This is a genomic window from Roseburia rectibacter, from assembly GCF_014287515.2.
GTDB classification, from domain to species: Bacteria; Bacillota; Clostridia; order Lachnospirales; family Lachnospiraceae; genus Roseburia; species Roseburia rectibacter.
Genome location: NZ_CP092473.1, coordinates 3394381 through 3410720, shown reverse-complemented (window position 1 = coordinate 3410720; position 16340 = coordinate 3394381). Strand labels below are relative to the sequence as shown.

11 protein-coding genes are annotated in these 16340 nt (G+C 35.6%); 10 read left to right on the top strand and 1 reads right to left on the bottom strand.

What is annotated here, in order from left to right; translation table 11 throughout:
• The first annotated feature begins 123 nt into the window (after positions 1 to 123).
• From H8S51_RS15580 to H8S51_RS15545, 8 genes are all read left to right on the top strand, one after another.
• Entirely contained in the window at positions 124 to 1878 is a 1755-nt protein-coding gene (locus H8S51_RS15580) for a CDP-glycerol glycerophosphotransferase family protein (RefSeq protein WP_118209338.1), read from the top strand.
• Positions 1879 to 2168: 290 nt separating this feature from the next.
• Complete coding sequence (locus H8S51_RS15575; RefSeq protein WP_006856667.1) at positions 2169 to 2957, top strand: LicD family protein; 789 nt, start codon at positions 2169 to 2171, stop codon at positions 2955 to 2957.
• A gap of 21 nt (positions 2958 to 2978) precedes the next feature.
• Positions 2979 to 4256, top strand: coding sequence for a CDP-glycerol glycerophosphotransferase family protein (locus H8S51_RS15570; protein WP_118488559.1), 1278 nt, complete (start codon positions 2979 to 2981; stop codon positions 4254 to 4256).
• Positions 4253 to 5038 carry an ABC transporter permease gene (locus H8S51_RS15565; protein WP_006856665.1) on the top strand — a complete coding sequence of 262 codons (786 nt, stop codon included), beginning with the start codon at positions 4253 to 4255 and terminating at the stop codon, positions 5036 to 5038. The genes H8S51_RS15570 and H8S51_RS15565 overlap by 4 nt, the downstream gene beginning before the upstream one ends.
• An 8-nt stretch (positions 5039 to 5046) precedes the next feature.
• Positions 5047 to 5898 carry an ABC transporter ATP-binding protein gene (locus tag H8S51_RS15560; protein WP_006856664.1) on the top strand — a complete coding sequence of 284 codons (852 nt, stop codon included), beginning with the start codon at positions 5047 to 5049 and terminating at the stop codon, positions 5896 to 5898.
• Positions 5895 to 6656, top strand: coding sequence for an IspD/TarI family cytidylyltransferase (locus H8S51_RS15555; protein ID WP_006856663.1), 762 nt, complete (start codon positions 5895 to 5897; stop codon positions 6654 to 6656). Before H8S51_RS15560 ends, H8S51_RS15555 begins: the two co-directional genes overlap by 4 nt.
• Before the next feature lie 40 nt (positions 6657 to 6696).
• Entirely contained in the window at positions 6697 to 7758 is a 1062-nt protein-coding gene (locus H8S51_RS15550; protein ID WP_015559565.1) for an NAD-dependent epimerase/dehydratase family protein, read from the top strand.
• 20 nt (positions 7759 to 7778) lie between these two features.
• Entirely contained in the window at positions 7779 to 9008 is a 1230-nt protein-coding gene (locus H8S51_RS15545; RefSeq protein ID WP_006856661.1) for a polysaccharide pyruvyl transferase family protein, read from the top strand.
• 83 nt (positions 9009 to 9091) lie between these two features.
• Here H8S51_RS15545 and H8S51_RS15540 read toward each other — a convergent pair whose 3' ends face one another.
• Complete coding sequence (locus H8S51_RS15540) at positions 9092 to 12049, bottom strand: right-handed parallel beta-helix repeat-containing protein (RefSeq protein ID WP_241070767.1); 2958 nt, start codon at positions 12047 to 12049, stop codon at positions 9092 to 9094.
• Between the two features lie 207 nt (positions 12050 to 12256).
• Between H8S51_RS15540 and H8S51_RS15535 the strand changes: the two genes are divergently transcribed.
• Complete coding sequence (locus H8S51_RS15535) at positions 12257 to 13999, top strand: IS1634 family transposase (RefSeq protein WP_186899879.1); 1743 nt, start codon at positions 12257 to 12259, stop codon at positions 13997 to 13999.
• Positions 14000 to 14363: 364 nt separating this feature from the next.
• Positions 14364 to 16328, top strand: coding sequence for a hypothetical protein (locus H8S51_RS15530; protein WP_186899878.1), 1965 nt, complete (start codon positions 14364 to 14366; stop codon positions 16326 to 16328).
• Positions 16329 to 16340: the final 12 nt, after the last annotated feature.

The following is a 16340-nucleotide window of genomic DNA, read 5'->3' as shown; positions in this document are numbered from 1 at the left end:
GGGCTTTGTGGATAAAAGTACGGAAACTCAAGAGAGAGTAGAATAAATTGACGTGAAATAGCTTGTATGATATAATTGTGCAGTCTTTTGGAATACATGGAATAGATAAAAAGGAGTTAGAAAATGAATTGGAGAATCAATGAGAGTGGTGTATCAGCGACAATTGAAAATATTGAATGGGAAAGAATACACTTGATTCTTACAGTAAGGCTGCATATTGACGGGCAGAAAACGTATGATATAGATAAGATGGAATTTTATGCGGTAAATAATTTTGGGGGATGTGGAGTTAAGTTCGATGTACGCAGGAAAGAAGATATCATCAAACTTCATGTTAATGTAACAAATAATGGTGACCTACGTTGTATTCCGAGGGGAACATATCGTATTTTTGTATGTGAAAAAGATTGTGTTCTGGCAGAGTGTGAAACCAGTCCTGATATTGCAGATCAATTAGAAGCAATGTCCAGAAACTTTTTGTACGGTGAAAGGGGAAAATCTTACAATGTTACATTTTATATAGAAGATGGAACGGATACACTGCCATTCCGTATGCATTGTATCGCATTAGGGGCAGTAGGGGTTACATTTCCACAGAATCCAAGCTTCCTCAAAAAAATAAATTTGATAAAAGCATTGAAAGACTGCTATTTATCTAGCAGATCTGTTTTAAGAAGAGTATATAAATGGTATTCATTTTTGTATAAAAGCAGACGAAAAAATACAGTCCTTTTTATGACAGAACAGAATCAGAAAATTGCATCAAATTTAAAAGCAGTTTCAGACAGAATGGTTGACAGACAGCTGGATCAGCAATATCGGTTATTGTATTCTGCACGTCCTGCAGCGGCAGAGCCGCAAAGTAAAAAAAGCTGGATTGGTCTTATGAAATTACTGGCACAGAGCGGCACTATTTTTATTGACGATCATGCACCGGTACTGGATTGGCTAAAACTGGATGATGATACAACGCTGATTCAATTATGGCATGCAGGAGCAGGGTTTAAATCATCAGGCTACAGTCGCTGGGGACATGAAGGATGTCCTTCACCGCAGTCCTGTCACAGACAATATAAGTACGGAATTGCTGGCTCAAAAAATATCGCACCGTTTTTTTCGGAAGTATGGGGAATTAATGATGAGCAAGTATTGCCAACAGGAATGCCCCGTATGGATGAGTATTTGGATGAGCAGCATAGGAATGAAAAAATAAAAGAATTGTATGAGCAGTTTCCAATGTGCAGAGGTAAAAAAGTCATACTTTTTGCACCTACCTACCGTGGAAGAAATAAAAAAACAGCATATTATCCGTATGAATTGATCGATTTTGAAAAGTTATATCAGATCTGTGGAGATGAATATGTAGTTTTATTTAAAATGCATCCATGGGTAAATAAAGATATTGTGATTGAAAAAAAATATGCGGATAAATTCTTGGATGTAAAAAAATACCCGAATATTAATGATCTGTTCTATATTGTTGATTTATTAATTACAGATTATTCGTCGAATATTTTTGAATATTCACTCATGAGAAAACCGATGCTGTTTTTTGCATTCGACAAGATTCAGTATTCTTTTTCCAGAGGATTTCATAGAGATTATGAAGAATCTGCACCGGGTAAGGTATGTTATTCATTTGAGGAGGTGCTTTCTGCAATTACAGATAAGGACTTTGAATATGAAAAAGTTGAACAATATATCACACATCATTTTGATTATATAGACAGCGGTGCATCGGATCGTGTGATAGATTGGATTTTACTTGGAAAGATGCCTGAGAATATCAGTAATGCGATTAAGAAAAAACAGGAAGAAATACAGCGTATGCATGAGCTTGATTTTGCTACAGGTATGTTGGTACAACAGGATGACTAAGCTACTGTTCACACACTGTGTGAGCAGTAGCAATTACAGCCCCATGCATCTTCGATGCATGGGGCTGTAATCTGGCATAATATAGTCTTTGGCGCACAGTTTGACAGCAAGTGTCAAACTTGCGAGTGAACAGTAACATGACTAATACAGATACAAAAGGTATAGACAGACGCAAAATTGACGGAAAAATTGGTGTATGCTATAATTCATGGTAAGAGAATATGCGCAAAGCGTGCATTCTATTATCTATGGTAATAAGGTTGCATTAGTCGTAATGGAGAGTGAATGCAATGGAAAATGGATTAAAAGAATTGCAGCAACGTTTAGTTGAAATGCTGTCGTCTTTTCAGAAATTTACACAACAGAATGGAATGATTTTTTTTCTGGTAGGCGGAAGTGCGTTAGGTGCAGTCAGACATCAGGGATTTATACCATGGGACGACGACGTGGATATTGCAATGATGCGGGAAGATTTCGAAAAAATGGAATACCTGATGAGTCTGCAGCATGACCGGCTGGGTGAATTTATATATTCACCGGTCGAGAAGCATATGATACCGGATGCGCCAATTGGTTATTTATATGATACCTTGCATGCAGATGCCGGATATGAAAATACGGCAAAAATAGACATACATCCGATTGATGGTGTTCCAAAATCGGGAGTATTAAAGAAGGTTCAGAAGTGGACATCACTTATTTATTATTTGTCAGAATATCGTCTTCCAGTTAAAAATAAAGGAAAAGCAATCCGGAATATTTCAAAGGTAATTCTTAAAATAACCCCCGGTTTTATATTCCGGTTTTATATGAGAGTGTGTAAAAAGATCATGACATCATGGAGAACTTCGGATAGTGAGTATATCTGTAGCTTATTTGGGGTTGCCGGGTATGAGAGGGAAGTGATGCCGAAAAGTTATCTGCTTCCATTAAAAGAGGCTGATTTTGAGAATAAAGTTTTTATGATACCGGGAAATTATGATCCGTATTTGAAAAGGCTGTATGGAGATTATAAGAAAATGCCTCCTGAGATGGAGCAGCATCCCAGACATAAGATACATGAGCTATATAAAAAATAACCGGGTGGTGTAAAGAAAATCGTGCAGGCAATCAAAAAAAAGTTAAAACGAATAATAAAGTTATTTATAACATATAAAATCGAAAATGATACCAGAGTATATCAGTTAAAGTACACACCGTTTACTGTTAAAAAATCATTAATAAAAAAAACATTTCAACAATATGGTAATACTTCCATAAACACAAAAAAGATTATATTTGATAATTATATGGGACATGGATACGGATGCAATTGTAAGTATGTGACGGAAGAATTAATACGTCGCGGAACGGATTTTGATTTAGTTTGGATTGTGAAAGATGCAAATGCACATAAAGGGGAATTTCCCCCCAAGGTGAGGCTGGTTGAATATGGATCTAAAGAAGCTATGTTTGAATATTATACAGCGGCTGTATGGGTATGTAATTATCATTTGATTCATTATTGGAATCAGGGACTGGTAAAAAGATTTGGACAGTATTATATTCAGATGTGGCATGGATCATTTGGAATAAAAAAGATCGAAAAAAACTGTGATTGTTTAACCAATAGTCAAAGTTGGACATATCTTGCCAAAAAAAATTCGCAGAATACCGATTTTTGGATTTCGAATAGTTTTTTCGAAGATGAAGTATATCAGAATGCTTTTTGGTCGGTAAAAAATATTTTGAAATTAGGTCATCCCAGAAATGATATCTTTTTTAAGGATGGACAGGATCTTGTGGAAAAAAAAGTGCGCAAGAGTTTATCAATTGATGGAAAAGATAAAATTTTGCTATATGTGCCGACTTTCCGAGAAAAGCTTGATTTTCCTAATTATAAACTGGATATTGAAAAATTAAAAAAAGCTTTGGAAAAGAAAACAGACCAATCCTGGAAAATTGTTGTAAGACTGCATCCAAGGATGCAGAATTCGTTGGAAAAGGTTTGTATAGATGAAAAAAAACAGATTGTGAAAGCAGATGATTATCCTGATATTCAGGAGTTATTAGCAGCAGCACAAGTGGTGATCACAGATTACTCCAGTTGTATTTTTGATTTTTTATTAACAGTAAGACCTGGCTTTTTATTTGTGCCTGATTTAGAACATTATGATCAGGAACGAGGGTTTTATTATAAATTGGAAGAAACTCCTTTTCCAATCGCACATACAAATGAAGAACTTATTCATAATATAGAAAATTTTAATCAGGAAAAATATAGCATGCAGGTGGAAGATTTCTTAAAGAAAAAAGGATCGGTGGAAGATGGAGAAGCATCTGTACGTGTATGCAACTTAATAGAAAGTATAGTGTCAGAAAAGGAAATTAGAGGATGAGTATTAATAAGAAACATGTGAAGACATTTTGGAATCGTCGATTTCTGTTATATGAGCTGGTAAAAAAGGGAATTAAATTAAAATATCGTCGTTCGTATCTTGGTATTTTATGGTCTATGTTAGAACCGATATTAACCACAATTGTATTAACAATTGTATTTGGAACGTTGTTTGGAAATAATGATAAGGAATTTCCATTATATATCTTATGTGGAAGGCTGGTATATTCTTTTTTTGCAACGGGAACTAAAACAGCATCCAAATCTATCAGGTTAAATGCAGCGATGATAAAAAAGGTATACATTCCGAAATATTTATATCCGCTATCCTGTGTATTATATAATTATGTGATTTTTGCTATTTCGTTAATTGTAATGGTTCCGTTGGCGGTATATTGTAATGTAACTGTGACATGGCATATCATTGAGGCAATTATCCCACTGTTACTTCTTTTTATTTTAACATTTGGAGTTGGAATGATATTGACAACGATCAATGTATTCTTTCGGGATATGGAATATATATGGGAAGTGCTTTTAATGCTTATTATGTATTCAAGTGCAATTTTTTATTATCCGGAACGTTTAATGAACAGCGGGTATGCGTGGATTTTAAAATGGAATCCGTTGTATTGTATGATCCAGAGTTTTCGTAATGCAATGTTTGGGGAAGCTATGGACATGGGGTTGACGGCATATGCAGCAGTATGTTCTATTGTAGTGTTGATTTTAGGTGTGATTTGTTTTTATAAAAAACAGGATGATTTTATTTTGCAGATATAGAGGTTAAGATGGCAAAGGAATTATTACGTGTAGAACACATAGGAATGAAATTTAATCTAAGTAAAGAACGAGTGAATGATTTTCGTGAATATGTAATAAGAATGCTCAAAGGTAAAAAGTTAGAGAAGGATGAGTTTTGGGCACTTAAAGATATTAATTTTAGTATTCATGAAGGAGAACGAATAGGAATTCTTGGACTAAATGGAGCAGGAAAAAGTACGTTACTCAAAGTGGTTGCAGGAGTATTTAAACCCACAGAGGGCAGAGTAATAAGAAATGGAAAAATAGTACCATTATTAGAGCTTGGAGCAGGATTTGATAAGAACTATACAGGCCGGGAAAATATATTTTTATATGGAGCAGTGCTTGGATATGGTCGTCAATACATGGAAGAAAAATATGATCAGATTGTAGAGTTTTCCGGATTAGAGGATTTTATGGATGTACCTATTAAAAACTATTCATCAGGTATGAAATCAAAGTTGGGATTTGCAATCGCAACGATAGCTGAACCGGAAATTTTAATTTTAGATGAAGTACTTTCTGTAGGAGATGGTAAGTTCAGAAAGAAGAGTGAAAAGAAAATCCTTGATATGATGCAGGATGGTACGGCGGTTTTATTTGTGTCACATTCACTTGCACAGGTAAAACGTATCTGCAATAAAGCTATGATCCTTGAAGGGGGAAAAATGATTGCTTTTGGGGATGTAGATGAAGTGGCACAGGTTTATGCAGAAATGACGGGTGAACTGGATGAGTTAACAGTGGGTCAGAAAAATCTTGTGAAAAAAAAGAATAAAAAAAAGAAAACAGAAAAAATCAAACAGGAAGATAAAAGGGAGGTTATGGAAGAATCATGAATATAGCGATTGTTTTTGCTGGTGGAAGCGGAGTCAGAATGGGAGCCGGTGTCCCGAAACAGTTTTTGGAAATAAATGGGAAACCGATTATTGTTCATACACTTCAACTTTTTCAGTGCCATGATATGATTGATAAAATATATATTTCAGTACTTGCTGATTATATCCCTTATATGAAAGAATTGGTAGATGAATACCGTTTGAATAAGGTGGCAGATGTTATTCCAGGTGGAGAGACTGCACAGGATTCGATTTATAATGCGTTAAAAAAAGCAGAAAGTGAAAATGCAGAGGATTCTATCGTACTATTGCATGATGGTGTACGCCCATTTGTATCTTATGAAGTGATCAGTAATAATATTCGCTCTGTACAGGAAAAAGGCAATGCAATTACCTGTACTCCTTGTTTTGAAACAATCATGATCAGTAAGGATGGGAGTCACGTCGACTCTGTTCCATATCGTAAGGAAACGTTTGCAGCGCAGGCACCACAGAGCTTTTACTTAAAAGATATTATTGCTGCACATGATGCAGTTAGAAGTACACCTACAAAATATGAAAATATGGTTGATGCGTGTACGATTATTCGCAGCCAGGGGATTGAAGCACATATGGTGGAAGGAAACAGAGGCAATATTAAAGTTACGACACCGGAAGATGTGTATACGTTTCGTGCATTGTTACAGTACAAAGAGAATGAACAGGCATTTGGACTGGGTATTACAAATCGTATAGGAAATGGAAGAAAGCCTTTATAGAAAAGGTAAGTATAAACATATGGAGAATGGAGAAGTTGAAATGAACGAGTGCATGGAAAATGAAATTATGCAGCAAGATCTGGAGATGCTTGTAGATAGTGATCTGCCAATTACAGCATTAGAGGGTAAGTCGGTACTTGTGACAGGTGCGACAGGATTGATTGGTTCGCAGATGGTATATTTGCTTGCATGTTATAACCGAATGCGTAACCTTCAGATTCATATTATTGCTATGGTGCGTAATGAAGAAAAAGGGAAAAAGATGTTTTCGCATCTGATTGGGCGTGGGGATGTTGAATTGCTTGTTGGTGATATAAATAGACCAGTGGTATATTCGGATTCTGTAGATTACATTATACACGGAGCCAGTGCAACCAGTTCAAAATATTTTGTGTCTAATCCTGTTGAAACAATTTATACGGCATTGGATGGAACGTCAAATATCTTAAAGTTTGCTACAGAAAAAAAGATAAATGGGATGGTGTATCTGTCATCTTTGGAGGTATATGGAACACCGGAGAAAGATGCAGATCTGATTACAGAAAATGATTATGGATATATTGAACCGCTCAGTGTAAGAAGCAGCTATTCCGAAGGAAAACGTATGGTAGAGTGTTTGTGTGCATCTTATGCACACGAATATAGTGTACCGGTTAAGATTGCCAGACTTTCTCAGACCTTTGGACCGGGAGTTGCATACGAAGATGGAAGGGTGTTTGCGGAATTTGCACGCTGTGCATTGGAACAGCGGGATATTGTACTGCATACGCAGGGACATACGGTAAGAAGTTATTGTTACACAAAAGATGCACTTTCTGCATTATTATACATTTTAATTTCCGGTAAAGCAGGGGAAGCATATAATGTTACGAATATGGATACTGCGGTGTCGATTAAGGAAATGGCAGAATTGGTCTGTGAGACAATTGGAAGTGGAAAAATCAAAACTGTGATCGATATTCCTGAGGATTTAGCCTCTTTCGGATATAATCCGGAAATGATAATCCGATTGGATAGTAAAAAATTAATGCAGCTTGGCTGGAAAGCAACAATTGGATTAGAAGAGATGTTTGAGCGTTTGATAAAGGGAATGAAGAAATAATTTGAAAGGAGATCTACAATATGAAATTTGGTGTAGTGATTCACAAACCGACAATGAATTTGGGGGATGATATTCAGACCTATGCAGCAGCTAAATTATTGCCTCATGTTGATTATCAGATAGATAGAGAATATATTAGTGATTTTAAAAGTGAAAATGATGAACCGGTAGCTGTTATCATGAATGCATGGTGGATGTGGAAAAAATGGAACTGGCCGCCTGCAGACTGTATTATCCCCAAATTACTGAGCATGCATATTAATAATTATGGGGTTGCAAGAAAATCATCTCCAATTTATGCCGAATGGGCGCAGGGATGTGGAGGAGAGTTTTTTAAGAAGTATGGTCCGGTGGGATGCAGAGATATGGCATCGCTTGATTTTTTTAAAGAACAGGGTATAGATTGCTATTTTAGCGGATGTCTTACATTAACAATTCCGAAACAGGAGAAAACGGAAGATGCGGGAACATATGTCTGTTTGGTTGATTTAAACGATAAGATCAGAGCGAAAGCAATGGAATATCTGAAAGATACAGGACTAGAAATTCGGGTTATAAGTCATAATTGTGATTATAGAAAATCGAACGCAACATTTGAAGAGAGAATGGCAAAAGCAGAGGAGATACTTACTTTATATCAAAATGCTAAATTTGTTATTACGCGAAGGCTGCATGTAACATTGCCTTGTCTTGCACTAGAGACCCCCGTTTTGTCAATCGTTGATCTCAAGGATGCGGAAGGAAATGGGACACGCTGGGGATGTTATATGGATACGGTTCGTTGTATTGATAATGAAGATTTCTTATCTGGTAATTTTGAGTATGATTTCAATAATCCGCCAGAAAATAAAAAAGGATATCTTGCTTTACGCGAAAAGCTGATTCAGGATGTACAGGATTTTGTTGCCGAGTATGAGAATTGTGATCTGCCATTAGAACAGGTGCGGAAGACTACCTATACACCGTTGGAGCGTTTAGAGTGGCAGAATAACATGAAAACAGAAGTGTTAGAGAAGTGGTTAAAGAAAAGCAGAAAACTTCTGGATGATAAAAAATTATTTGAAAAAAAATATAAGGATACATTAAAAAACCTGAGAAAGTACAAAAAATATGTAGATGAATTACAAAGTCAGGGAATTATTAGTGAAATTAAGCTTCCTGATGTGGAGGATACACCGAAATCAGAGCAGCAATTGCAGCGAGATGCTTTCAAAAATAAAATTTGGAAGAAAATTAAAAAAATGTTTTGATTATAAAAAGCAGATGGTTTATTTGAAAGATTCAAATGCCATCTGCTTTTGTTATGATAGTGTAGTTGTATTATAAAAATTGGTTATTTGATCTTGATGGATACAATCTTACTATCTAGTCCATAAACTGTAGTTTTTCCTATTGTAGTGTATGGAACAATTTTATAGTAATAAGTAGACTTCCTCTTTAATTTAGAATCTTTATAGGTAATGGTTTTATTCTTTTTTATCGTAGAAATTTTTGTATAGCTGCCATTTTTGGAGGCTGAACGATAAACAACATAGCCGGAAGCTGATGAAAGTTTTTTCCAATTTAATGTAGCTGTTTTTGCTGACTTTGATTTTCCGGAAAGTGATTTTACAGTTAATGTTTTAACATAACTGGAATTAACTTTTACATTATTATAAGTATTCTTTTTGAAAGTATTCGGATAAACAGTCCCCTTTACTTTGGAAGAAAGAATAATCGCCCTACTACAGGAAGAGATTGTATTGCTGCTAAGAATAAGTTTACCTGAGTCAGCACGGATACCATCAATTTTTTTTGAATTGCCTGTTATGATATTTTTCTTCAACGTAATTGCGTAGGAGGTAGAGGCAGGGTTGCAATAAATAGGGTAAGCCTTGCATTTTTTTATTGTATTTCCACTGATCGTCATTTTGCACTTTACAGAGTTGATCGCAATTCCTTTATCTTTTCCAGAGGTAATGGTATTGTCGGATATTGTACCTGTTTTGCTTTTGGTAAAGATAAAAATACCTGTATTGGCAGGTTTGCTGATTGAGTTGCCAGAGATAGTTCTTGCAGTACTCTTTTCGGCACAGATGCCATACTTACCAGGTGAGGTAATTTGATTATTCGCAATGGTAGAAACTTTGCTGTTGTTATATACATGTACACCAGTAATAGCAGGTGCTTGTATCGTATTGGCTTTTATGGTTTTGGCAGTAGCACAATCGATAAATACACCATGTTTTCCAGAAGCATTAATGGTATTACTGGAAAGTTTATTTACTGTACATTTGTTATGCAAAAATACACTGTTTGTTTTTGCAGAAGAAAGCGTATTTTTACTTATTTCAGTGACTGTGCTTCCGTCAATGTTAATGTTGACATTTCCGGCAGAAATATTGTTGTCTGTGATTAAGTCAACATTAGAATTATTATAAATAAATATTCCGTTGATACCAGGCTTGTTAACCGTATTTGAAGAAATATTCGTAGCACTGGCATTTTCTATCATAATAGCATTGTTAGTTGGTGTAGTTACTGTATTCCCTGAAATGGATTTTGCAGAGGATTTTTCAAATATATGTATGCCGGAAAGGGGCTTATTGATTGTATTATTGTCAATGATTCCATTGGTAGAGGATTCGCGTAACTGTATGCCATAGAAGGTATTTTTAGGCTTTGAAACCTGAGAATAAGTTATTGTATTTCCAGTTATTGTTGAGTTCCTGGCGTCTTGCAGACGGATTCCATGTCCATCCGTATTGATCGTATTATCGGAGATGGTTATGCCGCTGATAAAATAATTACCTGCAGGAATTGTATCTCCAGAGCCGGTAGTGGCAGAACCTAGATTTAAACCACTGACAAAAATAGCGGCATTTTCGTAATCTTCATAAGGGTCATTACCTGAAGCTGCAATTGTATTATTGCTGATAACCATTTTTTGATTGTTCACAGGAGTTTGATATGTAACCGGGGTTGACGATGGAATATGTCCTTCTTTTACTGCTGTGGAAGCAAGAAAAGTACCACTTTCACGAACGGAATATATCATGATACCTTGCGGAGTATCAGTTATGGTATTGCCTGTAATAGTACAGTTGATGTAATTCATTGCCTGTATAGCTAGACTCTTAAGACTGGTAAATGTATTGTTGGAAATTTCTATCGTGTCTACTGGATTGTTTAGTATTGCAGTGTGACTACCAATACCACGTGGAACATTTTTAAAGGAGCAACCGGTAATTTTTACATTCTTTAAAGGAAGATCTTCAGATAGATAACCGGACAAGTGAGATTCTAGTAAAATATCAAGCTGAATGGCTTCATAGGTATAGGGTTTGGCACTTGTCGATAATGCCTGATCGGCAAAATTACAATTTTGAATTGTGATACCGTTATTGCCAGCAATCTCCATAAGGTGAGAATTGGAACAATTTTTCAATGTGGCATTCATCAGAGTAATGTTCTGTGTATGACAGATCTTGATGGCGGTATTGCTATTGCCATTTTCGTTCCAGATACCGCCATCAATGGTAATATTTTGGTAATAATAACCTGAATGTGTATCATTACTGTCGCCTACTTTTATCATGTTGTAATTGCTTCCCTTGTTTTGAGTAAGGGTAACACCTGTCAGGCAAAGATAAGTGTTGCTGTAAATACGAAGTCCTTGTGTGAGAGAATATTTTCCGGGATCTACAAAAACTTTGTATGGTAAGTCTGTTGTTGCATTTTCCTGAGCTTCATCTAGTGCAGATTGTATAGCGGCATATGCACTGGTGGAAGAAATTTCACTTTTGGTTACATTAATAACATAATACCCATTGGAAACAGCTCCTTTGGGAGTATCAAATTGTTCGGAAATTTCAGTATCTTCCGTTAATTCGATAATTTCGAAATTATCATTGTTCTCTGATTCTTCGATAGTTTCTGATGATTCAGCAGTTTCTGATGATTCAGTAGTTTCTGATGATTCAGTAGTTTCTGATGATTCAGTAGTTTCTGATGATTCAGTAGTTTCTGATGATTCAGTAGTTTCTGATGATTCAGTAGTTTCTGATGATTCAGTAGTTTCTAATGATTCAGTAGTTTCTGATGATTCAGTAGTTTCTGATGATTCGGTCATTTCCGACACTTCAGTTGTTTTCAATTCCTCGGATTTTTTGAACATTTCAGATACTGTATCCGCAATAGAATCGATATCTTGAATATTCGGTGATGCATATGATGATGAAGTGGATGACAGTAATAAAGCTGTACCCAGAATACAACTGCATACTGTCTTAAAAAAACATTTTTTTTTCATAAATATACCTCCATAAATAATATTATAGTGCTAGTGTACCACCTGAGGTACTATGTGACAAGATAATCACGGGAGTTTGACAGTTGAATATCTAAAAAAGTTATCGCAGGTCGCATAAAATCTGCATTTTTTATGTCAAATTTTTCGTTTTAATATGTACTTATTTGTAATAGTTTGGTATACTTAAAAGAAAAAGGATTTTGTGTTATGTATATTGCAGTTACAGGTAGTAAAAATAATAAAGATGTTTACATTTATCAATCATTCCGAAAAAAAGACGGAAAATCATCCTCTCGTATTTATAAGAAGCTTGGAAAATACAACACCTTGTTGGAACAGTTTGATGGTGATAATGAAAAACTTATGGCTTGGGCGAAAAGCGAAGCTGCCAAAGAAACAGATCTCTACAATGAGCGTACGGGGAAAGTAACGGTTGAATTCTCTCAAGCTGCCTGCATTCCTATGAACGAGACACGTTCTTTTCATGCCGGTTATCTATTTCTTCAACAATTATGTACGGAGCTACGCCTTGATAACATCTGCCGTGTGATTAAAGGGCGCCATAAATTTAAGTATGATCTTCATGCGATTCTGACTGATCTCGTTTACGCAAGTGTTCTCTCTCCTTCAAGCAAGCTCAGCAGTTATAATTTTTGCAAAACGATTCTTGAACCACCAAAGTATGAGATTCAGGATGTTTACAGAGCTTTATCTGTAATCGCGGAAGAGTCGGATTTTATCCAAAGTGAACTATACAAAAATTCAAACTTCATCCATCCAAGAAATCAGAAGATACTTTACTATGACTGTACGAATTATTACTTTGAGATTGAGGAAGAAAGCGGTTTGAATCACTATGGAAAAGGCAAGGAGAACCGTCCAAATCCGATTGTTGGTATGGGGCTGTTTATGGATGCTGATGGCATTCCACTTGCATTTGATGTTTTTCCAGGTAACCAAAACGAGCAGACAACGCTTAAGCCTCTGGAGAAGAAAATCATAAAAGATTTTAACTGTAGTGAATTTATTTTCTGTTCAGATGCCGGTCTTGGAAGTGCAAATAACCGAGCGTTTAACAGCATCGGGAATCGGGCTTATGTCATCACGCATTCCCTTAAAAAGATGAAGCAGGAAGACCGTGATATTGCCCTGAATCCAACACAGTTCAGAAAAGCTGGTTCGACAGATTTTATAGATATCAGGACTTTGGACGAAACTGATGATGAAGTTTTTAACTCCATTTACTACAAGGAAGTCCCTGTTGTTACCGGAGATTTGAATGAGACACTGATCGTTACATACTCACCGAAATATAAAGCTTATCAGCAAAGAATACGGTCACGTCAAATCGAGCGTGCAGAGATGATTATCAACTCTCCTTGCAAAAAACAAAAGGGCAAAAATCAAAATGATCCAATGCGTTTTGTGAAAAATACTGCCGTAACAAACGATGGTGAGATTGCAGAAAAGAAAGTATATGAGATTGACGAGGAACAGATAGCCAAGGAAGAACTTTTCGATGGTTTCTACGCGGTTATGACAAATCTGGAGGGAAATATCGAGGAAATCATAAAGATTAACAAGCAGCGCTGGGAAATTGAAGAAAACTTCAGAATCATGAAAACAGAATTCGAAGCCAGACCTGTTTATGTCAGAAGAGATGACCGTATCAAGGCACATTTCATGACCTGTTACATCAGCCTTCTTCTCTACCGTCTGTTAGAAAAGAAAATAGGAAACAGCTATACAACAGAGCAGATCATAGAGACTCTGCGATCCATGAAAATGACACTGTTAAATACCGCTAATGGCTATGTTCCATCCTACACCCGAACTGAAATAACGAACTCTTTACACAAAACTTTTGGTTTTCGGACAGACTATGAATTTATCAAAAAATCTACGATGCGAAGCATCATCAAGCAAACAAAAGAAATAGATTTACCATAGTGTAAAAAATATAGCACAATAACACATATCACTGCGAAACAAAAAACGGCTGTAAGCCTTGATTTTACTGGCTTTACGACCGCTTTTTTTGCTTTTCAACTGTCAAAGATGGGGAATGGAATGTAAAATGTGCGGGGAGGAATAAATATTGTAATTTGGATGGAAATCCGATATACTAAGTCAGAGGATAGCAAAGAATCAAAAGGATATTTTTAGTTATCCGTTATATTGGAGAAATCATGGAAAGAATAGCAGCAAGCGGAATACAGGCGTTACAGATTTTGATTGAAAATAACGGCATTATTTTGGAATTGCATTTGAGGGGAAAAGGTACAGATTGAAGGAATAACTTGAGGGATAGAAAATGAAAAACTACAAAAATGAAAAAAGCCTGTTTGTTGCGCTGCTTGGATGTACAATATGTCTGATGTTTACCTTGATGTATTTGGGAGGATTTAAAAGTCTGACGTATTTTCTTGGATCAGAAGCAATATATGATTTTCCAGAAACCGATATGATAAAAAATGCAAAAGGATGGGAATATCATGAAGAAGAAAATGGATATTATATTGTCAAGAATAATGCGGTTAATAAATATCGTGTAGATCGCTATGTCAGGACATGGAAATATTTATATTTGACAATTAGCAATTGTTCAGTGTCAGAAGTACACGCAATATTAGAATATTACGATAAAGAAAAAAATATATTAAAAGAACAGCCCATTGTAATTTACAATGGAGAAAATGAGATAGAGCTTGATGAAACTATAGAGATATATCGCATAGGCATACGTATTCGTGATGCGAAAGGTATCTTTTTTTCTATGAATTCAATGGAGATACGAAGTGAAAAGGCTGGATTTTCGTGGCAGAAGTTTTATGAATGTATGGGAATGAGTCTACTTATTTGTGGATGTGTGATATTCATGGGATATTCTGTTAGAAAAAAATATGTTAATACAGAAAATTATGCTTTGGAGAAAAATACTGGACTCTTATATATATTGCAGAGTCTTTATGTGCTGCAGGGGAATATTGTTGGAAAAAAGGCAATTCAGAAGTGCAGAAAAATAGACAGAAAAGTGACAGTTGAAATTTTGTTATGTGTTTTTTTTGCATGGATTTTGTTTTTTGAAATAATGGGATGGACAAAAGGGGAAAGCTATCGTTATTTTTCATTGGGATGTGCTGTTATTTTATTTGCCTGTGGATGTTTGTTGTGGAAAAAAGAATGGAAAAATACAGGAGTTATGTCATCAGTCCTGAAATCATGGTACGGATTATGGATCATGATGGCATTATCAGATGTCTTTAAAGAGGATGGGGAAAAGTTTTTTTCTTATGTGATGATATTTTCAGCAGGCTTTTTTATTTTTGCGTATAATCAGCGATTTAAAGCGGATGCGGTGATATGTCTGTTTTTAAGGGCATTAGAAATAGATTATGTTCTGGTTGTATTGTTTTGTGTCTTTTTTAGACCTAAGATTATAACAGTTTATTATAATGGAATTTGCAGACGTCCAGAGGATTTTGCGATGTATGCCCTGTTAATATTTGCCCTGTTTGTATGGAAGATATATGGGTTAATTGATAATGATGCGTCATATCTTCAGTGGATAGGTTATGGGATGGGGGCAGCGTCAGCACTATATTTTGTACTTAGATCAGGCGGAGTAGTGGCAAAAATTGCATTGATTCTTGTAGCCATAACATATTTATATGGGTGCGTTTATATATGGGTGAAGAAAAGGGTTAGTTTTAGATATCGGTGGAAGCAAATACTGACGGCAATTGTATTTTCATTTTTATGTGTGGTAGTTATACATATTTCGGTCAAATATTTGCCAGATATTTTGCAGACAACGGTTGTGTTTGAGGATGAACAATTGGTCAGTGTACTACCAGAGGATGAATTGCAGCTTTATCAGCAGATGTTTCCAATAACATTGGAAAATGTGACATCGAAAGACACTATCAATGTTATGGGAAGTTGGAAAAATTATGCAAGAATGATGGGGTTATATGGAAATGCAACGCAGATATATAGAAACAGGGAGCCCGTTCAGGCATATAATGGATATCTGGATTTGATGTATCATTACGGTATTTTTGCAGTAATTCCATTTGTATTATATCAAATTTATGGGTTTTGTATATCATTAAAAAAATGTAGAAGATTTTTTGGCAAAAAAAATCCGTATATATTTGTACTATGTGTTAATATTATTTTTACAGTATTTTGTGTGTTTGGGAATGCGTCTGTCAATTTTGGAAACATAGCAGTATGGTGTTATTTCCTTTTTAATGGCGTTTATTTTAAAGAGTGAAAGGTTTGCAAT